The following is a 20,983-nucleotide window of genomic DNA, read 5'->3' as shown; positions in this document are numbered from 1 at the left end:
ACCTATAGCAATCGGTTTTACTGGTTAGCTAAATGGGCGAAGGCATGCGCCAAATCGGCCACTAAGTCTTCTGCGTCTTCTAGTCCAATAGAAAAACGCAACAACGTCCGGGTAATGCCAGCCTCGGCTTGCGCGTCATCACTCATCGCACGATGGGTCATTGACCCTGGATGCGTGACCAGACTTTCTACCCCGCCCAGCGACTCGGCAAGCGCAAATAAAGATAAGCCTTCAATAAAACGTGCGATCCCAGCGGAGTCCGTGTCCAGCTCGAGGCTGAGCATACTACCAAATCCAAACTGCTGACGGGCGGCAATCTCATGGCCTGGATGTGTCGCCAAACCGGGATAGTAGAGTTGCCGCACCGCAGGGACTGTTTGCAAATAGGTTAATACCGCTTGCGTATTTTGCTGATGTTGTTTAACCCGAGCGCCCAAGGTACGCAACCCTCGCAATGTCATATAACTGTCAAAGGCGTTGCCTGTCGCGCCCAAGCAGTTGCCCCACCACGCTAATGTTGCAGCCAATTCAGGCGTCTTCGCCACTACAGCGCCACCGACAATATCAGAGTGACCATTAATAAATTTAGTAGTGGAATGCACGATGATGTCCGCACCCAGTGAAAAAGGCTGTTGGAGTGCTGGCGATAAAAAGGTGTTATCGACCACCACCCATGCCCCCACTTGGTGGGCCTGTTGGCAGATTTTAGCAATATCGACCACACGCAATAGCGGATTAGAGGGTGTTTCAACTAACACCAGTTTCGGCTGTTTTGCCAGCGCAGCGGTTAACGCCTGGTGATCAGATTGATCGACAAAACTGACCTGCCAAATCCCTTGCTTGGCGCGTGACTCTAACAAGCGATAGGTACCACCATAACAGTCGTGCGGTGCAACAATATGATCCCCTGCATCCAGTAAAGACAACACCAAGTTAATGGCTGCCATCCCACAGTTGGTCACCACGGCACCGGCTCCGCCTTCCAGTTCCGTTAACGCTTGCTCTAACTGAGCTCGAGTTGGATTGCCCCCACGGGCATAATCATAAGTGGGAACGTCGCCAAAAGCAGGAAAACGATAGTTGGTTGATAAATACAAAGGCGGCACAACCGCATGATGTTGCGTGTCAGTGCCAATTCCTGTTCGAACGGCAATGGTGTCGGTTTTTTTACCTGTCATGGTTCATCCTTGCTCTTGTTGCGCTGGCACGGTTTACGTGATCCAGTCGTCATCATACTACTTTACCTCGGCGCTTTTGGGACGTCAACACTTCTAGACGTCTAAACACCTTTGCATGTGGCGGTTAATATAGCTAAAATCTCCGCAGCATCATTCTGGGTATTCCATAATCAAGATAGGTGAGACATGGCGCAGTGGAACGGCGATTACATTAATCCGTATGCCGAACATGGTAAAAAGAAAGAGCAGGTAAAGAAGATCACCGTCTCTATCCCACTTAAAGTATTAAAAATTCTTACTGATGAGCGCACTCGCCGTCAGGTTCATAACCTGCGTCATGCGACCAACAGTGAGCTATTGTGTGAGGCATTTTTACATGCCTATACCGGGCAGCCTCTGCCAACCGATGACGACATCCGTAAGGATAAACCCGATAGCATTCCTGCCGAGGCACGTCGGATCATGGAAGAGTTGGGTATTGAGTTTGACGACAGTGAATACTAAACAAAAAAACCGCCATCGGCGGTTTTTTTATGGTAAGACACTGTTTTCGACTTATAACATGTTCTACTTACAACATATTTTCTTTACAACATGTTTTCTTTACAACATATAGTTGTCTGGCATCTCAATACGGGCTACGCCGGTTTCGACGGCCGCAAGCGCCACGGCACGTGCTACCTTGGGCAGTAAACGGGCATCCATCGGCTTGGGAATGATGTAATCCGGGCCAAAACTGAGTGAAGACAAGCCCGCGGCATCTAAGACCGATTGTGGTACAGGCTCTTTCGCCAAACCACGAATCGCTTCAACGGCGGCCAACTTCATCGCATCATTAATCTCACTGGCACGCACATCTAATGCTCCCCGGAAAATAAACGGGAAACACAAGACGTTATTCACCTGATTCGGGTAATCCGAACGCCCCGTTCCAATGATCAGATCATCCCGGACTTGGTGCGCAACCTCTGGGTTAATTTCAGGATCTGGGTTTGAGCAGGCAAACACGACAGGCTTATCCGCCATCAGTTTTAATGCCTCAGGCGAGAGCAAATCCGGGCCTGATACGCCAACAAAGAGATCCGCACCTTCAATCACATCTTCGAGGGTACGCTTATCCGTGTTATTGGCAAACAGCTGCTTATACTTGTTAATGTCATCACGACGGGTGTGAATCACCCCTTTGCGATCCAGCATGTAAATCTTTTCGCGCTGGGCGCCACATTTAATCAATAGCTCCATACAGGCCACCGCAGCGGCACCCGCACCGAGACACACGATGGTGGCTTCACCAATATCTTTGCCTTGCAACTCGAGCGCGTTAAGCATCCCCGCAGCAGTGACAATCGCGGTACCATGTTGATCATCATGGAAGACAGGCACTTCACAGCGTTCAATCAGCTGCTTTTCGATCTCAAAACAATCTGGGGCTTTGATATCTTCAAGGTTGATACCGCCAAAGGTGTCAGCAATATTGGCTACGGTATCAACAAACTCATCGATGGTGCGGTGTTTAACTTCAATGTCGATCGAGTCCAAGCCGGCAAAACGCTTGAACAATAACGCTTTGCCTTCCATGACAGGCTTTGACGCCATCGGCCCTAAATTCCCTAACCCCAAAATCGCGGTGCCGTTTGAGATCACCGCAACCATATTGCCTTTACCGGTATAGCGATATACGGCATCCGCATCTTGGGCTATTTCACGCACAGGTTCAGCAACGCCTGGGCTGTAGGCGAGAGCAAGATCCGCCGCTGAATCAGCAGGCTTACTGAGTTCGACAGAGATTTTTCCGGGTGTAGGGTATGCATGATAATCCAGCGCTTGCTGGCGTTTATCGTCCGACATGTCGTTTTCCTAGTTATTATCGTGAAGGGGTAACCAATACCGGCAGGGAAGGATGACCGATATTAGCCAGACACTCTACAAACCACACAGGAAAGGTTTGTATAAGGGTAAAGATGGTAACGCAGCGGGGAAACGTCCACCAGTACTAACGCCGTATTCGCGATGATGCTCGGACCTGTTGTCCGAATACTAGGACGATACGATCAAAAAAAGGGACGCTGATGCGTCCCTTCTCTATATTCGGTCAATAGCTGCTTATTTTTTGCTGCTAAGGGCACCGAAACGTTTCTTAAAGCGATCAACACGGCCACCAGCATCAAGGATACGCTGCTTACCGGTGTAGAATGGGTGACATTTGTCACACACGTCTAGGTTGATGTTTTTACCTAGGGTTGTGCTGAACGCAAATTCGTTACCGCAAGAGCATTTTGCTGTGACGGCTTTGTACTCTGGATGGATACCAGCTTTCATAGGGATAACCTCATTTTAAAGGCCGTGTCGCTCTCCCGATCCTAAGCCGGGCACCACACGTCGTTAACAAATATTTTCTAAGGCGCGCAATTCTAATCAAGCCCCCTCGGTTTCGCAACTTTTTTGTGCAATCACCACGCCGCGTCACCGTACAACAAGGCTTTGCCAACCGAAGGCGAACCGTTACACTGAGCCCCCTTCTGGTCAATAAGATGTTGTGATGGAACAGTTTGCTCAGGTGGCCCTACCGGTCCCGTTAGCGAAAACTTTTGATTACCGAATCGGTGAGAATCAACATCCCATCATCGGTGGGCGGGTAAAAGTGCCCTTTGGCCGCCAGCACAAGGTTGGCATTGTCACCGGCTTATCCGCAACCGCCAGTGTGGACGCGAGCCAACTCAAGGTGCTCGATGCCGTATTGGATACCCAACCGGTTTGGACGCCCGGCGTCTATCATTTACTCCACTGGGCAAGCCGCTTTTATCATCATCCGCTAGGGGATGCGATGGGCGCTGTGATGCCAACCCTGCTTCGAAAAGGACGCCCTGCGGCATTACAACAGCAAAAATGGTGGCAAATTACCGAGTCAGGACAAAACCAACCCCTCTCGGGCCTGAGCCGTGCCCCTAAACAAGCTCGGGTGTTGCAGTTGCTCACACACGGCCCTGCCACCCATGCCGACTTGATCGAACAAGACATCGGCGCACCGGTGCTAAAAACCCTGGCCAAAAAAGGTTGGATAGCCCCCTACACACCACCGCTAAACGCTCAAGCCTGGCAACCGCATTTTGCCGTCACCGAAGACAAACCGGCACTCAACCATGAACAGGCGATGGCGGTTGCCACCATCAATGCCAATGACGGTTTTGCTTGTGCTTTACTCGAGGGGATCACCGGTTCAGGGAAGACAGAGGTCTACCTAAACGTGCTCGAACCTGTGCTTGCTCGCGGTGAACAAGCCTTAATTTTGGTACCAGAAATCGGCCTCACCCCACAAACCATTCGCCGGTTTGAGCGCCGCTTTCATGTCCCGGTAACCGTGATGCATTCAGGCTTAAATGATAACGATCGACTAAAAGCCTGGTTAGCCGCGCGCGAGAATCAAGCAGCAATCGTCATTGGTACACGGTCTGCCCTGTTCACGCCGATGGCTAATTTAGGCATTATCATTATTGACGAAGAGCATGACCCCTCGTATAAACAGCAAGATAGCTTTCGTTATCATGCCCGAGACTTAGCGGTTATGCGTGGTCATGAAGAAAAAGTGCCGGTGATACTCGGTTCTGCCACCCCCTCTTTGGAAAGCTTGCATAACGCAAAAACCGGTAAATATCAGTACCTCAAGCTGACTCAGCGTCCAGGTAATGCGGTGACCGCACGTCAGGGAATACTCGATATTAAGGGCCATTACCTCGACGCTGGATTATCCGCGCCGTTGATCGCCGAAATGCGCCAGCACCTACAACAAGGCAATCAGGTCATGTTGTTTTTAAATCGCCGTGGCTATGCGCCCGCCATGATGTGCCACGAGTGTGGCTGGCTCGCGAATTGTCAACGTTGTGATGCTTACTATACCCTTCACCAGCAACAGCAAGAATTGCGTTGTCATCATTGTGGCCACCAAAAACCCGTTCCGCACCAGTGTCACGATTGTGGCTCCACCCAGTTAATCAGTGTCGGCGTGGGCACCGAGCAGCTTGAAAGCCAGTTGGGCGAGCTCTTTCCTGAATATAAAACCGTGCGTATTGATCGCGACAATACCCGCCGTAAGGGCAGCTTGGAAACCTACCTTAATGGCATAGAAAAGGGCGAATATCAGATCCTACTGGGCACACAAATGCTCGCTAAGGGCCATCATTTTCCCAATGTCACCCTAGTGGCGTTAGTTGATGTCGACGGTGCCTTGTTTAGTAATGACTTTCGCGCGCCTGAACGGTTGGCGCAACTGATGGTGCAAGTCGCCGGCCGCGCCGGTCGCGCCAGCAAGCCAGGGACGGTGCTATTACAAACGCACCATCCCGAGCACAGCCTGATCCAATCGCTGGTACACAAAGGCTATCAAGCCTTTGCGGAGTCGGCGCTCACTGAACGCCGCCAAGCTTGGCTTCCGCCCTATACGTTCTTAAGTTTATTTCGCGCCGAAGGCCATGAAGAAAACAGTGTGCAGCAGTTTTTACAACAAGTACGTCAAACGCTCGCTGCCTCCCCCATTCAACACGATGAAAGCCATGTCATGGGCCCTATGCCCGCAGCGATGGCCAAACGCGCGGGCCGTTATCGCTGGCAATTATTAATCCAAGCCCCAAGTCGAAAAGTGATGCAGCAGTGGCTAACGGTGGCTCTTCCTGCAATCCATCAATTACCCCTTTCGCGCAAAGTACGTTGGTCTTTAGATGTCGAGCCGCAAGACCTTTCTTAATACTCCCTTGCCGTAAGTCGACACAAGTCACACTTTCATTGCAATAAGTGTTAGCTTGTCCGTATTTAAATTGGACAAGCATAGGTAAAATAGGGCCGCAATTGGCTAAGAAAACAGGTCAGATGAGCTAATAACTGTTTGATCTCACAATATAGATAACAAGAGGACTGTCATTATGGCGACAATGAAGGACGTTGCCCACATTGCCGGTGTATCCACAGCAACGGTATCGCGCGCGCTGATGAACCCAGAGAAGGTGTCAGCCAGCACGCGTAAAAAAGTTGAACATGCTGTGGTTGAAGCTGGTTATTCCCCTAATTCACTTGCGCGTAACTTGCGTCGCAATGAATCAAAAACCATCGTCGCTATTGTACCGGACATTTGTGATCCCTACTTCAGTGAGATTATTCGCGGCATTGAAGAAGCCGCCATGGAACATGGCTACCTAGTTCTACTGGGTGACAGTGCCCAGCAACACCACCGTGAAAATTCATTCGTCAATCTGGTGTTTACTAAACAAGCGGATGGCATGCTGCTGCTTGGCTCCGACGTCCCTTTTGATGTCAGCAAGCCTGAGCAAAAAAACTTACCGCCACTGGTCATGGCCTGTGAATATGCGCCCGATCTGGAATTACCGACGGTTCATATCGATAACCTTACCGCTGCCTTTGAAGCGGTTAATTATCTCACCCAAGTCGGCCATACTCGGATTGCTAACATTACCGGCGTACCGGAGACAGCATTAACGCAGTTCCGCTCACAAGGGTATCAGCAAGCGTTACATCGAGCGGGGATCACCATCAATCCAGCGTATAGCGTCGTCGGTGACTTTAGTTTTGCCTCCGGAGCGCGTGCCATCACCAACTTGCTCTCACTGCCTGAGCCACCCACTGCGGTATTCTGTCACTGCGATGTCATGGCCGTTGGCGCGATGCAACAAGCGAAACGTTTAGGCATGCGGGTCCCGCAAGATATCTCCATTGTTGGTTTTGATGATATCCAATTCGCCGAGTATTGCGATCCACCACTCACGACCGTTTCGCAGCCTCGCTATGACATTGGCCGCCAAGCCATGTTGATGCTGCTAAACACGTTACAAGGACGAGAAGTGACCCCTGGCTCCCGGCTTTTGGACGCCAAGCTGGTGATCCGTGAGAGTGTCGCCCCTCCGTCTCGGTAGTAAGACTAGTCAGCACGGGCTCAAGCCAGTAATATGAGCCCTTTACTGGCTTCTTAATTTGATTATTTGCTGTGGCAACTCGTGATTACGTTAAACGTGGCAAAGCGCCGCGTAAAAAAAATACTCGCCGCCAACCGACCAAGACGCGGGCTGGATTCCCATTTAAATGGGCGCTGCTTGCTGTTGTCTTAGTGGGTGCGTTTGCTTATGGCCTGTATTGGTTGAGCAAAACCGATGCACCGACACCCCCTTCTCCCCCCGTGTCTCACACGCAACCGGCCACGCAAAGCCAGGTAGAAAGTCTACCGAAAAAGCCCAAAGAAAAATGGAGCTACATCGAAGAGCTGGAAGGCAAGGAAGTAGAAGTGAAAGCAAAAGCGCTGCCACAATCGACCCGTCCTTACCTCATGCAATGCGGTGCTTACCGTAGCCAAGGGCAGGCTAATGAGCGTAAAGCGATCATTGCGTTTCAAGGGCTAGAAAGCCAAATCAAGGTAAGCCCTGGTGAGAAAGGCACTTGGTATCGTGTGGTGCTTGGCCCTTACCCGCGCAAGCGCCAAGCAGAGAAAGATCGCAATATGCTGCGTCGCGCCGGTGTCGAACCTTGTGCTATTTGGTATTGGGAATAGCGAACGGGGAAAGTATTGCGCTCTCCCCTTGAAAAGTCAGCGTCAAAACCCAACCATCTAGATTAATCACCCATCTGGTGCACCAGACACAAACAAAGAGGTTCCCGTGACTACAATCGTCTCCGTCCGTCGCGAAGGTAAAGTGGTTATTGCTGGCGATGGTCAAGTATCGCTCGGCAATACCGTCATGAAAGGTAATGCGCGAAAAGTTCGTCGCTTGTATAACGGCCAAGTGCTCGCTGGTTTTGCTGGCGGTACCGCAGATGCCTTTACCTTATTTGAGCGCTTTGAGCGTAAGCTTGAGCTCCACCAAGGGCACCTAACCAAAGCAGCCGTTGAGCTTGCCAAAGAATGGCGAACCGATCGCGCGCTGCGTCGCCTTGAAGCCCTACTGGCTGTCGCGGATGAAACCGCTTCCTTAATCATTACCGGTAATGGTGATGTGGTTGAGCCCGAGCGCGATCTGATTGCTATTGGCTCAGGCGGTAACTATGCGCAAGCCGCCGCCGTTGCCATGTTAGAAAACACCGAGTTAGACGCCCGCGAGATTGCAGAGAAAGCGCTAACCATCGCCGGTGATATATGTGTGTTTACAAACCAACAACACACGGTTGAAGAACTCGAGAGTAATAAACAGGATTAGTGATGTCTGAAATGACTCCACGCGAAATCGTGCACGAACTTGACCGCCATATTATTGGTCAAGACAATGCCAAACGTGCGGTGGCGATCGCACTGCGAAACCGCTGGCGCCGTATGCAACTGCCAGAAGACTTGCGTGCGGAAGTGACCCCGAAAAACATCTTGATGATTGGCCCCACCGGTGTCGGTAAAACCGAAATTGCACGTCGTCTTGCGCGATTAGCGAATGCGCCTTTTATCAAAGTAGAAGCGACCAAATTCACCGAAGTCGGCTATGTGGGTAAAGAAGTCGAAACCATTATTCGTGATCTTGCGGATGTGGCGATGAATCTGACCCAGCAGCAGGCGATGGAAAAAGTCAAATTCCGCGCCGAAGAACAAGCGGAAGATCGTATCCTCGACATCTTACTGCCTCCAGCGCGTGATGCATGGGGCCAAAACGAAGCGACCCAAGAAGATTCGTCAACACGCCAAAGCTTCCGTAAAAAATTACGCGAAGGTAAACTTGACGACAAAGAAGTGGAAGTCGATGTTGCGGCGCCGCAAATGGGCGTAGAAATCATGTCACCACCGGGCATGGAAGAAATGACCAATCAGCTGCAAGGGATGTTCCAAAACCTTGCCGGCAACAGCACTAAAAAGCGTAAGATGAAAATCAAAGACGCAATGAAGGCGCTGACCGAAGAAGAAGCGGCTAAGCTGGTCAATCAAGAAGAAATCAAAGAGCAAGCCATCCACATGGTGGAAAACAATGGCATCGTGTTCGTGGATGAAATCGATAAGATTTGTAAGTCGGGTAACACCAGTGGTGGCGATGTATCACGTGAAGGTGTACAGCGTGATCTCTTACCGTTAGTTGAAGGCAGTACGGTCTCAACCAAGCATGGCATGATCAAAACCGATCATATCCTGTTTATTGCCTCTGGTGCATTTCAGGTCTCACGTCCGTCAGACTTGATCCCGGAACTACAAGGCCGTCTCCCGATCCGCGTCGAGCTAGAAGCATTGTCAACCAATGACTTCAAACGGATTCTTACCGAGCCGAACGCCTCACTGACCCAGCAATACTCGGCACTACTCAAAACCGAGGAGATTGACTTGAGCTTTGAGCCAAGCGGTATTGATGAGCTAGCTTCCGCGGCGTGGCGAGTCAATGAGAAAACCGAAAACATCGGTGCGCGTCGTCTGCATACCTTGATGGAGCGACTGATGGAAGATGTCTCATACGAAGCCAGTGAACGCGCCGGTCAACAGGTTGTGGTTGACGCAGAATACGTCCGTAGCCACCTCGAAGAGCTGGTGGATGACGAAGACTTAAGTCGGTTTATCCTGTAGTCACGACACGTCAACTATCGAACTTAGGGCAGCAAACGCTGCCCTTTTTTGCATCAAAACTTGAGCTGGCGCAATAGGAAGCAGGATTTCGGTCGCGAACTCGTTACTCCTTGTGCTGCTTGCGTAATAATAGTGACATCGTTTTTTCGTCTCGAGGATCGCTATGCTGCACCCTACGCTCGCTATTTGGCTTGATGCTGCGCGACCCAAAACGCTGCCTTTGGCCGTGACATCTATTTTATCAGGGAGTGCGGTCGCCGCAGCGCAAGGCAACCTCTCTTGGTCTATCAGTGTTATGGCGCTGATCACCGCTTTATTCTTACAAATCCTCTCTAATCTTGCTAATGACTACGGGGATGCGATAAAAGGCACGGACAACATGACCCGTTTAGGTCCGATGCGTGCCATCCAATCGGGCAAAGTGAGCCTCGCCACCATGCGCCGCGCCCTGACCTTCAATATTGCCCTCACCGTGTTAAGTGGCGGCGGACTGATCGCGATTGCCTGTCAGCAACCCACCGATATTATTAGCTTTTTATTGCTCGGCCTGATGGCCATCGTCGCTTCGATCACCTATACCGTCGGCAATAAACCTTACGGCTATCGAGGCCTAGGTGATTTATCGGTGCTGATGTTTTTTGGTTGGTTAGGCGTCGCCGGGACCTACTATTTGCAAGTTGGACAGATTGACTCGCTAGTGATCTTGCCTGCGACAGCATGCGGATTGCTGGCTGTCGGCGTGCTCAACATCAACAACTTACGAGACATTGATAATGATCGTGCTTGTGGCAAACACACCCTGGTCGTGCGCTTGGGTCCCGAGCGAGGCCGGCAGTACCATGTCATCCTACTTGCCGGTGCGATTGTTTGTTACTCATTATTTGCCGCGTTGACCTTACAAGCTTGGCTGGGATGGTTGTTCTTGGCGAGTGTGCCCTTATTGGTTCGCCACGGACGCGAAGTGTATCAAACGGCGAATGCGAACGCGCTTCGGCCAATGATGGGCAACATGGTGCGCTGCGCCTTAGTGACTAATGGGCTATTTATGACTGGGATGCTGTTAGTCTAATAAAGACACAGATTAGCCGCTTTGTCATTGCAAACCCTTATTGCCCCGTTATACTTGGACTTGCCATGTTGGCAGCGCAAGCTTGCCAGCCTTTTTCTGCCTCAACAAGAAGTTAGACTATGGAATACAATACCTCGGAACTATGCGACATGTACCTCGACCAAGTGGATGTCGTGGAGCCAATGTTTAGCTCTTATGGGGGCCGCAGCTCGTTTGGTGGCCAAATTACCACGGTAAAATGCTTCGAAGATACAGGCTTAATTCGCGAGATGGCCGAGCAAGACGGCGAGCAGCGAATTATGTTGATCGATGGCGGTGGCTCGTTACGTCGCGCCTTAATTGATGGCGAGATTGCACAGCTCGCGGCAGATAACGACTGGGCTGGCATGATTGTCTATGGCTGCGTGCGCGACGTGGATACCATCGATGAAATCGACATAGGTATCCAGGCCTTGGCCTCTATCCCAGTGGGCGCTGATGAACAAGGTACCGGTGAAACCGACGTCCCCGTGAACTTTGGCGGCGTCACCTTTTTGCCGGATGACCATGTCTATGCGGACACCACTGGCGTCATCTTATCGCCGGATCCGCTCAGCATCACTGAAGTCGACGAAGAAGACGATGATCTCGACGAGGATTAGTAGCGTCAGTTGACCGATAAAAAACAGAGCCCATCGGCTCTGTTTTTGGTTTATTCAACGCTCTCGATCTTACCGAGTAAGCTACGGATACGATTCTGCCAAGCTTCTTGCTCTTCTTTTAACTTGGCGTTTTCTTGCGCTAATTGCTCACGGCTTTCTTTTTCAGCCACTGCATCTTGCTCCAGCGACCCGTTCTTTTCTTTGAGCTCTTCGATTTCCATTTGTAGCAGCGAAATCGTATCCACCGCCATTTGTACTTTAGCTTCGAGTTGTTCTAATACTTCCAATGACATCAAGGCCACCTTATTTCTGACGATTGATCCCGTTACTGCTTATCCGGCAGTAACCCGTGCAACAGGTGTGCACCCCGACTTTATTGTACTCAGGTGGTGTCAGACTGCCACTATTCTCACTACCTATGCATGGACAAGTGCGCAAAAATGCAGCGACTTCGCCAACTATCGCACTGCGAAGATAAAAATCACCGCCGCTCTCGTCACGCAAACGTTTTCTATTTCTGGTAAACTGCGCGCAAATTAGGCTAACGCCTGTCTTAATGTGGCTGACATTCCGGAGTACTCATGAAACGTGATCTCGCATTGGCTTTTTCTCGCGTCACCGAAGGCGCCGCTCTCGCGGGTTATAAGTGGTTGGGAAGAGGGGACAAAAACGCAGCCGATGGCGCAGCGGTTGAGGTAATGCGTACCTTGCTAAACCTGACCGAGATTGACGGTGAAGTCGTCATCGGTGAAGGGGAAATCGACGATGCCCCCATGCTATATATTGGCGAGCAAGTCGGCTTGGGCGGTGAAGCGGTTGATATTGCCGTTGATCCGATTGAAGGCACACGCATGACAGCAATGGGTCAGGCCAATGCCTTGGCAGTGCTGGCCGCTGGAGAAAAGGGCAGCTTTTTAAAAGCGCCAGATATGTACATGGAAAAATTAGTGGTGGGGCCTGGCGCCAAAGGTATGATTGACCTCAATAAGCCCCTGCTTGAAAACCTCAAGAATGTCGCCATTGCGCTCGGAAAAACCCTCGACACCCTCGTCGTTGCCACCTTAGCAAAACCTCGTCATGATGCCATTATTGCCAGTATGCAAGCGCAAGGGATCCGAGTATTCGCCTTTCCAGATGGTGATGTAGCTGCTTCTATTCTAACCTGCATGCCAGAAAGTGAAGTGGATGTCATGGTTGGGATCGGCGGAGCGCCAGAGGGGGTCGTCTCTGCGGCCGTGATCCGTGCACTAGGCGGGGACATGCAAGGCCGTTTGCTCCCTCGACACGATGTGAAAGGTGACACCCCAGAAAACCGTGTTTACGGAGAGCAAGAACTGGCCCGTTGTCAACAAATGGGGATTCAAGCCCGCCAAGTCCTCACGCTGTCACAGATGGCCAGTAGCGATAATGTTGTCTTCGCCGCGACCGGCATCACCAAAGGCGACCTACTTGATGGGATCAGCCGACAGGGCGATCTGGCCACGACAGAAACCCTAGTGGTACGTGGTCAATGTCGGACCATTCGCCGTATTCGCTCGACCCACTATTTAAGCCGTAAAGATGAAGCGATCAAACCGCACATCTTATAATCTCCACATTGATGAATGCAGCTTCTGACTGGTCAAATCTATTGATTTCGATTACCCTTTTATAAATATTTTACTTTATTTAATTGTGAGTATGCGTTCGCACATTTGCAATTGGGGTAATCGAGGTCCGGACGATGAAATCCACTGACCGCATTTTAGACACCATAAAGCGCGAAGGCCGTGTCAGTGCAAAAGTCTTAGCGGATAATCTGAATATGACCACCATGGGCGTGCGTCAGCATTTACAAAGCCTTGAGCGTGATGGCTTGGTGGATTTTGAAGATATCCGCGCCAAAGTTGGCCGGCCTACACGCCACTGGTCTTTAACCGCCACCGGACACCGACGGTTTGCGGATAGTCATCATGATTTATCCGTCACCTTGATCGATTCGGTGCAAGAGGTTTTTGGCGACCAAGGGGTCGCAAAAGTGATCGCCCAACGTGAAGCTGCCACCTTCGCCCAATACCAAGATGCGCTCAAAGATTGCGATAATTTAGAGGCTAAATTGCAAACCTTGGCGTATCTTAGAGAGAGCGAGGGGTATATGGCCGAGCTCCATCGAGACGGCGCTGACTATATGTTGATTGAACATCACTGCCCTATCTGTCAAGCAGCGAAAACCTGTCCTGCGCTATGTCGCTCAGAAATCCAGTTATTTCGACACTTACTGGGCGACCGCTATCGGGTGGAACGTGAAGAACACATTGTTTCAGGACAGCATCGCTGCACTTATCGCATTGGAGATAAAACGTGAGGAGGTAATATGGCCACTTGGATCAAGGCTGATGTCGTGGAGAACCAACATTGGACGAAGGATCTCTTCAGCCTGGTGTTATCCGCCCCTGTCGCGCCCTTTACGGCAGGCCAATTCACAAAGCTAGGGATGGAGATCGATGGCAAACTGATCCAGCGCGCCTATTCGTTTGTGAATCCTCCACAAAGTAAATACTTAGAAGTGTATGCGACACGTGTGGCTGACGGCCTGATGTCACCACGCCTTCACGCGCTCGAGCCGGGTGATAACGTGATGATTACCCAAGATCCAGCCGGCTACTTTACCCTAGATGAAGTACCACAAGGTCAACACCTCTGGATGTTTGCCACGGGGACAGCCATCGGCCCTTATATTTCGCTGATGGAGCAAGGCGATGTCTGGTCACGTTTTCGCAAAATTATCTTGGTCCATGCGGTACGTTTTGCTGCCGATTTAACCTATCAAGCACGCATTAACGCACTGGCAGAAAAATACCCTGACCAACTGGTGGTTCAGCCTTTTGTTAGTCGCGAGCCTATAGCTGGCGCCTTATCAGGTCGGGTAACACACGCGCTCGAAGACGGATTGCTCGAACGCGTGGTTGGTCTGCCTCTGACGTCCGAGCACAGCCAGGTGATGTTATGTGGCAACCCAGCCATGGTAAAAGAAGTGAAAACACTGCTGGAAGGAAAAGGCCTCAGTAAAAACTTACGCCGCAAGCCCGGGAATGTGACCACTGAGCATTACTGGTAATTCCTCCCCCTGCTTTGCTGATACGCATACGGTAAAGCGGGGCATTTTTATCCACAAAAATAATCCCAGAAAAACGACGTTGATTCAATTGATTACTCAACACGTCGTCCATCTCTCTATCCACGGCGCTAGCTTAGCCAGACAGCGCAAGTTTGATCCCTGGCAAACCCCGACTCATAGTTACTTTAACGCTTTGGTAACATGGCCACGCGGCCGACGACGCGTAAGGAGTATGCGATGAAGACCCTTCCTTCTTTTGATGAGTTAGCGGCGTTGGCCCAGACCGACCCTCGTGCATTAGAAACATTACGGCTTAAGATGAGCGAAGAGGTGATCGCCAATGCGTCCCACGCCACTCAGCCACAGCTCCATGCCATGTTAAGCCATATTAATCGCATGATTGATCATGGTAAAAATCCATTACACGTCAACATGATGCTCTTCCAAGCACTGACTCGTCAGTATTCGCGCTTTTCGACTGCGTTTACCAACCCAGACGCCTTGCGCAGCCACCAAGCGGACATCATGGAATTTAAAGTGGGACAAACAGCCAACGCCCCCACATCGCCAACGCAATCGAGATAAACCGATTGAGCCACTCATAGTGCATGATTGGGCCCGACCCACTTGCGATAACTGGTGGTATCCATGTCACGGACTTCCACCGTTAGGCTGGTGACATGGCCTGCATGCTCACGCAGCGGCCCGGTTAATGCGTCACTGATTTGCTGTTTTTGTTGATCACTGCGTCCAGCCAGTAAGCGAAACTCGACATGCACAAACTCGCCGCGATCGGCTTGCGCGCCGACACGCCAAACGGCGCATGGAACAGCGCGAGATTTGAGCGCGTCAGGGTCAAAACAATCGGTCGCGATCGCCGCTTGGTGCAGATCATCCACCAGCTGATCAATGTTCACACGCTCTGCTAACGCGTCGGTGTATTCCATCACCAAATGAGGCATTGTTTCACTCCGTTGAAAACACAAACCTGCATCATGCCGCAAGATAGTCGCCATCACGAGCACCTCTGTCACACTTTGGCCGCCCCATTGACGCAATAATGATGAAATTTTACTACCTGAAGGTTCCCTTTTGCGCGCAAAACGGGTAAAAACGAGGACATTCTCGCCATTCTATGATTTTAAACAGAGAAGGCCGCGCTACAATAGACTACCTTCTTTACATCTTTTGACTTCAAATCAACTAAACCGCGGAGGAACTCCTATGCGCCGTCCATTGGTAATGGGTAACTGGAAACTCAATGGCAGCAAAGCCATGGTCACTGAACTGCTTAACGGCCTTAATGCTGAACTCAAAGACGTTGAAAGCGTTGACGTTGCCGTCGCACCACCGGTGATGTATCTGGCACAAGCCGAACAACTGCTGGCTGACAGCGCCATTAAGTTGGGTGCGCAAAACGTTGATACCAACAATAGCGGTGCATTCACCGGTGATATCTCTGCCGACATGCTGAAAGATTTTGGTGCAACCCATATTATTATCGGCCACTCAGAGCGTCGTGAATATCACCAAGAATCTGACGAGTTTGTGGCGAAAAAATTCGCTTTCTTGAAAGAAAATGGCCTCACGCCAGTACTTTGTATCGGTGAGTCTGACGCACAAAACGAAGCGGGCGAAACCCTGGCGGTGTGTTCTCGCCAGCTTGACGCTGTGATCCAATCTCAAGGCGTTGAAGCGCTAAACGGTGCGATCATTGCTTATGAGCCAATCTGGGCAATCGGCACCGGTAAAGCGGCAACCGCTCAGCAAGCGCAAGACATTCATGCTGCCATCCGTAAGCACATTGCGTCTTACAGCGAAGACGTCGCAAGCAAAGTGGTCATCCAGTACGGCGGTTCGGTCAAAGCTGGAAATGCCGCAGAGCTGTTCGCGATGCCGGATATCGACGGCGCCTTGGTTGGCGGTGCCGCGCTTGACGCTGCAGGCTTTGCTGCAATCGCGAAAGCCGCCGGTGAAGCGAAAAAAGCGTAATTCGTTGTGCGGTTAAATAGCCAATAGCAACGCGCTCGCGAATAAAAACGCCCCCTATTGGTAGGGGGCGTTTTTTGTCTGTCAGTCTGTTCGCTATGCGCCTTCAAAACCTAACTGACGCCAGGCTTCGTAGCCAATAATTGCCACTGCATTGGATAAGTTGAGGCTGCGTGCATCTGGCTGCATCGGGATACGCAAACGCTGCGTGTCCGGCAGTGCCTGAATAAGATCCTGCGGTAGCCCCCGTGTTTCAGGGCCAAACAACAGCACGTCACCAGGCGCAAATGTTGCCTGAGTATGATATTGCGTCGCTTTGGTTGTACAAGCAAAGATCCGACGTCCCGCCATGGCATCAATGAAGGCGGCATAATTCGCATGTCGCGTCACCCGCGCCAAGTCATGATAATCCAACCCCGCACGGCGTACCTTCTTTTCTTCCAAATCGAAGCCTAACGGCTCAATCAAGTGCAAGTTAGCGCCACAGTTAGCACATAATCGAATAATATTGCCCGTATTAGGCGCAATTTCTGGCTCATAAAGCGCAATGTCAAACATGGTCAGTTACCACAGTGAGAAATAAGCCGTTATTGTCGCAACCGCGGGAAACCAGCGCAATATTAATGCACCGGCCAGCGAAGTGTGACGACCAACCCGCCTTGCGGTCGATTGTGAGCCAAGACCTGCCCGCCATGCTGTTGTACCGCTTGCGCGGTGATCGCAAGCCCTAGCCCAGAGCCGCCAGATTGCCGCTCTCGGGCGGCAGAGACACGATAAAAAGGCCGAAAGATATCGGTCAACATGCTCTCTGGCACTCCCGGACCATCATCGGCAACCTGAATGACCAGCATGGTATCATCAATGAATGTGGTGATATCGATACCTAGGTGCGCATAACGGATCGCGTTTCTTAGTACGTTTTCCAACGCGCTACAAGCTAGGCGCGAATTAACACTCAATGTGACCGACGGCCATGGCGTTATCGTGATCGATTTGCCTTGTTGATTCGCTTCGAAACTCGCATCGTCCACCACCGACTGCCACAACACATCCGCACTGACTGACGCGCGCTCAAGCTGCCCTTGCGCTTGCAGTTTTGACAACGTAAGCAGCTCCGCAATTAAGGCTTCAAGCTGCCCCGCTTCCCGCTCAATCCTGGCCAAGCTATCACTGTGTCCTAATTCACGCTCCGCCAAGGCGCGTGCCATTTGTAAGCGCGTCAGCGGCGACCGTAACTCATGAGAAATATCCGACACCAGTTGCTGTTGTCCGGTCACCATTTGATTGAGCGCCGTAACCATATGATTAAATCCCTTCCCAGCCTCACTGAATTCTCTCGGGCCGCACTCTAACGCAGGATCCGGCACTAAATCGCCGTTGGCGACACGACGACTTGCCGCCTCAAACCGCCGCGCCGGACGCGTCAGTGTATAGGCCAACCAAAGCAACAAGGGAGTACTGACCAACATAGTGACCAGCAACAAATGCTGCGGCGTTTCCAGTATTTTCAACACGAAAGGAAGACGAGGCTGCCAACGACGGGCATGATAAAGATTGCCTTGCGCGTTATCCGTACTCACAGAAAAAGGACCGGCGAGCATGGCGCGACGCACCAAGCGTTGCATCGGCTGCTCTGTCTCATTGGTTTGAGCCATAAAGCGACGTAACTCGGTCGGTAAATCGTCAATCCGGGCCGATTTAGGGACCCAGTAAAGGGTGTTCGCTGCCCGACTGTGGCGATGACCACGACGCTGATTATGTCTGGCAACGAGCGTGGCTATCGGTATGTCGCGTGTCGTCGCGATGTTCACTAACTGATTTATTTGAGCAGCAATACGTGCTTGCTCCGCGGCCGGCACTGGGTGCAGCGATCGCGGATCGCCACGCTGAGCCCAAATGACCGCCGCTAATACCAGTAATAGTGTGAGCCAAAAAATCACGAAAATCCGACCATACAAACTAGAGAAAAAAGGAACACGCGACAGGGTTTGGCGCACGCTGGCTAGTCGACCCATAAATACCCCTTTCCTCGCAGCGTTTTGATTCTTGGTTTAGCATCAGCACGTTCAGGTAACTTTTTGCGCAAATTGGAAATGTGCACATCCACGGCACGGTCAAAGGGCATCAAACGCTTACCTAACACCTGCTCACTCAAGTGGGCTTTACTTACCACTTCACCCGGGTGCGCCAGCAAGCACGCCAACATTTCTGTCTCCATGCCGGTCAGATCGACCGTCTCGCCTTGGCATACTGTTTCCAACCGATGCGGGTAAACGCACACATCGTCATGGGCTAAAACAGGCTCTTGCGCTTGGGTCGGCGGCTCGGGGTCCGGTAACCGAGTGCGTCGTAAAATCGCCCGCATTCTTGCTAGAAGCTCTCGATCACTAAACGGTTTGGCCAGGTAATCATCCGCCCCAAGCTCTAAGCCCATCACGCGGTCTACTTCTTCACCTCGTGCGGTCAACATCAAAATCGCAACATGTGACGTGGCGCGGAGTTGCCGTAACGTTTCCATACCATTTAAGACCGGCATCATGACATCGAGCAAAATAATATCTGGCGGTAATTCACTCGCCATTGCTAAGCCCATTTGTCCATTGTCCGCGCAGCGAACCGAAAACCCTTCCAATGACAGCAACTCACCAAGCAGTGCGGTCAATTCGGTGTCATCGTCAATAATTAGAACCTGCTGCATCGCCCGTGACCCTCTCCTCAATTCAGTGACGCTGAATACAATCTTTTTATCATAGCGACATCGGCACAGGCATGACTTTACCCATCTTTACATCGCATAACGTGACTTTACATCCCAAGGGTTAATCTAAACGTGTACCTACTCAATGATGGAGAGACAGGATGAAACGTTTAACCCTTGGCTTAGCCGCCGCGCTCATTGCGATTCCCACCCTTGCTGCACCGCAGTTCGGTAACGACACCAACCGCGGGATCTGGCAGGATCTTGACTTAACGGAAGCACAACAATCACAACTCGACACCCTTCGCGACACTTACCGAGATCAACGTCTCCAGGCGCGTGACGGATTCCGGCAGCAAATGGGGGCACTGCTAACTCAACCTGAATTTGATGAAGCGGCGGCCACCGAGCTATTCAATGCCATGCCACAACATGGCCGACAAATGCACGGCCAAGGGATCGAGCGCGCTCGCCACATGCATGCCATGATGCAAGTGTTGACGCCGGAGCAGCAAGAAACCTTCTTAGATAAGATGCATGACCAACGCCGACACGGCGGTTGGGATAAAGAAAAAGGCAAGCGCGGCCAAGGCCACCATGATCGTCGAGGCAATTGTTCACGATAAATCTGCGTCGTGTCATACGCATCGGGTCAACAGTCTATATACTAAGGGTTGCGTTTCATTACACAGCCCTTTTTTATGAAAAAACAGTATGCTTTCTGGGTCGAGGCCGCCGCGTGGGCAGCCACCGCGGTAGCGACCACCTTACTTCTGGCCAAATTGATTGCATGGTGGTTGACAGGATCGGTCAGTGTGCTGGCCTCATTTGTCGATTCACTGCTCGATCTACTGGCCTCGTTGACCAATTTAATTGTGGTGCGGTACGCCGTTCAACCTGCTGATAGTGAGCATAGTTTCGGCCACGGCAAAGCCGAATCCCTCGCCGCACTCGCGCAATCAACCTTTATCGTCGGATCGGCCTCCTTTTTGCTCCTCAGTGGCCTTGAACGTTTGTTCAAGCCAGTGCCGATTGCATCGCCAGAGCTTGGCGTTGCTGTCAGTGCCGGTGCCACCGTGATTACGCTAGGGTTAGTCTTATTCCAAAAATGGGTGATTCGCAAAACGGCCAGTCCAGCCATTGCTGCCGATGCACTTCACTATCAATCCGATTTATTAATGAATATTGCGATCATTGTCGCCTTGGCACTGAGTTGGTACGGCTGGACGCAAGCTGACGCTTGGTTTGCCATCGGCATCAGTGTTTTTATCCTATCTCAAGCTGTCAAAATGGCGTACGAGGCGGTCCAATCACTGCTTGATAGGCAGTTACCGCTTGAAGAGCAAGAGAAAATCGCGGTACTTTCCAGTTCTGTCGTCGGCGTTCATGGCATTCACCAACTGCGTACGCGCCAAGCCGGTATGACAAAATTTATCCAACTACACATAGAGCTTGATGACGAGCTACCCTTAGTGGATGCACATACCCTTGCAGATGTCGTAGAAGATAGGCTACTGGTCGCCTTTCCCGGCGCGGATGTCATGATTCATCAAGACCCAAAATCGGTGGTGGCAAGGGAAACAGGTGGTGGCAAGGAAAACAAAAGCCTTGATGAGAGGCTGAACAAAAGCTCATCGGGCTGACATGTATCAACTTTTTTTCTACAGTAATTGTAATACTATTACAGAAGTAGGAAAATTACAGTTTAAGCAAGCGTCATTGCGGGTTCACTGGGGCAAGCAGGTTGCCATTTCCGCAATCGGCACGAAATAAGTGACGAACAGTCA

The 20,983-nt window shown here is 51.2% G+C and carries 23 protein-coding genes; 15 read left to right on the top strand and 8 right to left on the bottom strand.

All coding sequences use genetic code 11. From position 1 onward, the window contains the following. Positions 1-17: 17 nt before the first annotated feature. A complete protein-coding gene (gene metB, locus BZG75_RS12985; protein WP_077461536.1) occupies positions 18-1,178 on the bottom strand; it encodes a cystathionine gamma-synthase in 1,161 nt (386 codons plus the stop codon). Between the two features lie 186 nt (positions 1,179-1,364). On the opposite strand from metB, the gene metJ reads away from it, so the two are divergent. Next, positions 1,365-1,682 carry a met regulon transcriptional regulator MetJ gene (gene metJ, locus BZG75_RS12980; protein ID WP_025673335.1) on the top strand — a complete coding sequence of 106 codons (318 nt, stop codon included), beginning with the start codon at positions 1,365-1,367 and terminating at the stop codon, positions 1,680-1,682. A 99-nt stretch (positions 1,683-1,781) separates the two neighbouring features. Here the strand turns inward: metJ and BZG75_RS12975 are convergent, their stop codons facing one another. Then, positions 1,782-3,026: a malic enzyme-like NAD(P)-binding protein gene (locus tag BZG75_RS12975; RefSeq protein ID WP_077461535.1), complete on the bottom strand. Its 1,245-nt coding sequence runs from the start codon at positions 3,024-3,026 to the stop codon at positions 1,782-1,784. 255 nt (positions 3,027-3,281) lie between these two features. Then, entirely contained in the window at positions 3,282-3,497 is a 216-nt protein-coding gene (gene rpmE, locus BZG75_RS12970; protein WP_077461534.1) for a 50S ribosomal protein L31, read from the bottom strand. 220 nt (positions 3,498-3,717) lie between these two features. Here rpmE and priA point away from each other — a divergent pair, with 220 nt between their 5' ends. From priA to rraA, 7 genes are all read left to right on the top strand, one after another. After that, complete coding sequence (gene priA, locus BZG75_RS12965; RefSeq protein WP_108742926.1) at positions 3,718-5,916, top strand: primosomal protein N'; 2,199 nt, start codon at positions 3,718-3,720, stop codon at positions 5,914-5,916. Positions 5,917-6,067: 151 nt separating this feature from the next. Then, positions 6,068-7,096: a DNA-binding transcriptional regulator CytR gene (gene cytR / locus BZG75_RS12960; RefSeq protein ID WP_269087430.1), complete on the top strand. Its 1,029-nt coding sequence runs from the start codon at positions 6,068-6,070 to the stop codon at positions 7,094-7,096. 71 nt (positions 7,097-7,167) lie between these two features. Further along, positions 7,168-7,725: an SPOR domain-containing protein gene (locus BZG75_RS12955; RefSeq protein ID WP_077461532.1), complete on the top strand. Its 558-nt coding sequence runs from the start codon at positions 7,168-7,170 to the stop codon at positions 7,723-7,725. Positions 7,726-7,831: 106 nt separating this feature from the next. After that, a complete protein-coding gene (gene hslV / locus BZG75_RS12950; protein WP_077577212.1) occupies positions 7,832-8,368 on the top strand; it encodes an ATP-dependent protease subunit HslV in 537 nt (178 codons plus the stop codon). Positions 8,369-8,370: 2 nt separating this feature from the next. Then, complete coding sequence (hslU, locus tag BZG75_RS12945; protein WP_025744240.1) at positions 8,371-9,702, top strand: HslU--HslV peptidase ATPase subunit; 1,332 nt, start codon at positions 8,371-8,373, stop codon at positions 9,700-9,702. Between the two features lie 163 nt (positions 9,703-9,865). Next, positions 9,866-10,771: a 1,4-dihydroxy-2-naphthoate polyprenyltransferase gene (locus tag BZG75_RS12940; protein ID WP_077461530.1), complete on the top strand. Its 906-nt coding sequence runs from the start codon at positions 9,866-9,868 to the stop codon at positions 10,769-10,771. Between the two features lie 119 nt (positions 10,772-10,890). After that, positions 10,891-11,412, top strand: a complete 522-nt coding sequence (gene rraA / locus BZG75_RS12935) for a ribonuclease E activity regulator RraA (protein ID WP_025744239.1) — start codon at positions 10,891-10,893, stop codon at positions 11,410-11,412. A 50-nt stretch (positions 11,413-11,462) separates the two neighbouring features. On the opposite strand, the gene zapB is transcribed toward rraA, so the two are convergent. Continuing rightward, on the bottom strand, positions 11,463-11,705 hold the full coding sequence (gene zapB / locus BZG75_RS12930; protein WP_025744238.1) for a cell division protein ZapB: 243 nt from the start codon (positions 11,703-11,705) through the stop codon (positions 11,463-11,465). A 288-nt stretch (positions 11,706-11,993) separates the two neighbouring features. Here zapB and glpX point away from each other — a divergent pair, with 288 nt between their 5' ends. The 4 genes from glpX (at position 11,994) to BZG75_RS12910 (ending at position 15,094) form a co-directional block, all read left to right on the top strand. Next, a complete protein-coding gene (glpX, locus tag BZG75_RS12925; protein ID WP_077577211.1) occupies positions 11,994-13,001 on the top strand; it encodes a class II fructose-bisphosphatase in 1,008 nt (335 codons plus the stop codon). Positions 13,002-13,135: 134 nt separating this feature from the next. Further along, positions 13,136-13,756: a helix-turn-helix transcriptional regulator gene (locus BZG75_RS12920; protein WP_077461527.1), complete on the top strand. Its 621-nt coding sequence runs from the start codon at positions 13,136-13,138 to the stop codon at positions 13,754-13,756. A 9-nt stretch (positions 13,757-13,765) separates the two neighbouring features. Continuing rightward, on the top strand, positions 13,766-14,509 hold the full coding sequence (locus tag BZG75_RS12915) for a ferredoxin--NADP reductase (protein WP_025744235.1): 744 nt from the start codon (positions 13,766-13,768) through the stop codon (positions 14,507-14,509). A 237-nt stretch (positions 14,510-14,746) separates the two neighbouring features. Beyond that, complete coding sequence (locus BZG75_RS12910; protein ID WP_077577210.1) at positions 14,747-15,094, top strand: DUF3135 domain-containing protein; 348 nt, start codon at positions 14,747-14,749, stop codon at positions 15,092-15,094. Between the two features lie 14 nt (positions 15,095-15,108). Here BZG75_RS12910 and BZG75_RS12905 read toward each other — a convergent pair whose 3' ends face one another. After that, complete coding sequence (locus BZG75_RS12905; protein ID WP_241827339.1) at positions 15,109-15,525, bottom strand: 5-carboxymethyl-2-hydroxymuconate Delta-isomerase; 417 nt, start codon at positions 15,523-15,525, stop codon at positions 15,109-15,111. 208 nt (positions 15,526-15,733) lie between these two features. Here BZG75_RS12905 and tpiA point away from each other — a divergent pair, with 208 nt between their 5' ends. Further along, positions 15,734-16,501: a triose-phosphate isomerase gene (tpiA, locus tag BZG75_RS12900; RefSeq protein ID WP_025744232.1), complete on the top strand. Its 768-nt coding sequence runs from the start codon at positions 15,734-15,736 to the stop codon at positions 16,499-16,501. 93 nt (positions 16,502-16,594) lie between these two features. On the opposite strand, the gene trmL is transcribed toward tpiA, so the two are convergent. The 3 genes from trmL to BZG75_RS12885 form a co-directional block, all read right to left on the bottom strand. Further along, entirely contained in the window at positions 16,595-17,056 is a 462-nt protein-coding gene (gene trmL / locus BZG75_RS12895; RefSeq protein WP_077461525.1) for a tRNA (uridine(34)/cytosine(34)/5-carboxymethylaminomethyluridine(34)-2'-O)-methyltransferase TrmL, read from the bottom strand. Positions 17,057-17,118: 62 nt separating this feature from the next. Then, the gene (gene cpxA / locus BZG75_RS12890; protein WP_077461524.1) at positions 17,119-18,513 is read right to left on the bottom strand and encodes an envelope stress sensor histidine kinase CpxA; all 1,395 of its coding nucleotides are present in this window, start codon (positions 18,511-18,513) and stop codon (positions 17,119-17,121) included. Continuing rightward, positions 18,501-19,196, bottom strand: a complete 696-nt coding sequence (locus tag BZG75_RS12885) for a response regulator (RefSeq protein ID WP_077461523.1) — start codon at positions 19,194-19,196, stop codon at positions 18,501-18,503. Before BZG75_RS12885 ends, cpxA begins: the two co-directional genes overlap by 13 nt. 161 nt (positions 19,197-19,357) lie before the next feature. Between BZG75_RS12885 and BZG75_RS12880 the strand changes: the two genes are divergently transcribed. Both BZG75_RS12880 and fieF read left to right on the top strand, forming a co-directional pair. Further along, positions 19,358-19,822 carry a Spy/CpxP family protein refolding chaperone gene (locus tag BZG75_RS12880; protein ID WP_077461522.1) on the top strand — a complete coding sequence of 155 codons (465 nt, stop codon included), beginning with the start codon at positions 19,358-19,360 and terminating at the stop codon, positions 19,820-19,822. A 75-nt stretch (positions 19,823-19,897) separates the two neighbouring features. After that, positions 19,898-20,839, top strand: coding sequence for a CDF family cation-efflux transporter FieF (gene fieF, locus BZG75_RS12875; RefSeq protein ID WP_077461521.1), 942 nt, complete (start codon positions 19,898-19,900; stop codon positions 20,837-20,839). Positions 20,840-20,983 lie beyond the last annotated feature (144 nt).

Origin of the sequence: Salinivibrio sp. AR640, from assembly GCF_001995405.1 — a bacterium.
GTDB classification, from domain to species: Bacteria; Pseudomonadota; Gammaproteobacteria; order Enterobacterales; family Vibrionaceae; genus Salinivibrio; species Salinivibrio costicola.
This window is presented reverse-complemented; position numbering and strand designations above follow the sequence as displayed.

Coding starts and splice junctions, on each gene's coding strand:
- metB (WP_077461536.1), bottom strand. CDS start 1,178: ATGACAGGTAAAAAAACCGACACCATTGCCGTTCGAACAGGAATTGGC.
- BZG75_RS12975 (WP_077461535.1), bottom strand. CDS start 3,026: ATGTCGGACGATAAACGCCAGCAAGCGCTGGATTATCATGCATACCCT.
- BZG75_RS12885 (WP_077461523.1), bottom strand. CDS start 19,196: ATGCAGCAGGTTCTAATTATTGACGATGACACCGAATTGACCGCACTG.
- priA (WP_108742926.1), top strand. CDS start 3,718: ATGGAACAGTTTGCTCAGGTGGCCCTACCGGTCCCGTTAGCGAAAACT.
- BZG75_RS12880 (WP_077461522.1), top strand. CDS start 19,358: ATGAAACGTTTAACCCTTGGCTTAGCCGCCGCGCTCATTGCGATTCCC.
- glpX (WP_077577211.1), top strand. CDS start 11,994: ATGAAACGTGATCTCGCATTGGCTTTTTCTCGCGTCACCGAAGGCGCC.
- rraA (WP_025744239.1), top strand. CDS start 10,891: ATGGAATACAATACCTCGGAACTATGCGACATGTACCTCGACCAAGTG.
- cpxA (WP_077461524.1), bottom strand. CDS start 18,513: ATGGGTCGACTAGCCAGCGTGCGCCAAACCCTGTCGCGTGTTCCTTTT.
- BZG75_RS12915 (WP_025744235.1), top strand. CDS start 13,766: ATGGCCACTTGGATCAAGGCTGATGTCGTGGAGAACCAACATTGGACG.
- BZG75_RS12910 (WP_077577210.1), top strand. CDS start 14,747: ATGAAGACCCTTCCTTCTTTTGATGAGTTAGCGGCGTTGGCCCAGACC.
- zapB (WP_025744238.1), bottom strand. CDS start 11,705: ATGTCATTGGAAGTATTAGAACAACTCGAAGCTAAAGTACAAATGGCG.
- tpiA (WP_025744232.1), top strand. CDS start 15,734: ATGCGCCGTCCATTGGTAATGGGTAACTGGAAACTCAATGGCAGCAAA.
- BZG75_RS12920 (WP_077461527.1), top strand. CDS start 13,136: ATGAAATCCACTGACCGCATTTTAGACACCATAAAGCGCGAAGGCCGT.
- trmL (WP_077461525.1), bottom strand. CDS start 17,056: ATGTTTGACATTGCGCTTTATGAGCCAGAAATTGCGCCTAATACGGGC.
- BZG75_RS12905 (WP_241827339.1), bottom strand. CDS start 15,525: ATGGCGACTATCTTGCGGCATGATGCAGGTTTGTGTTTTCAACGGAGT.
- fieF (WP_077461521.1), top strand. CDS start 19,898: ATGAAAAAACAGTATGCTTTCTGGGTCGAGGCCGCCGCGTGGGCAGCC.
- metJ (WP_025673335.1), top strand. CDS start 1,365: ATGGCGCAGTGGAACGGCGATTACATTAATCCGTATGCCGAACATGGT.
- BZG75_RS12940 (WP_077461530.1), top strand. CDS start 9,866: ATGCTGCACCCTACGCTCGCTATTTGGCTTGATGCTGCGCGACCCAAA.
- hslU (WP_025744240.1), top strand. CDS start 8,371: ATGTCTGAAATGACTCCACGCGAAATCGTGCACGAACTTGACCGCCAT.
- rpmE (WP_077461534.1), bottom strand. CDS start 3,497: ATGAAAGCTGGTATCCATCCAGAGTACAAAGCCGTCACAGCAAAATGC.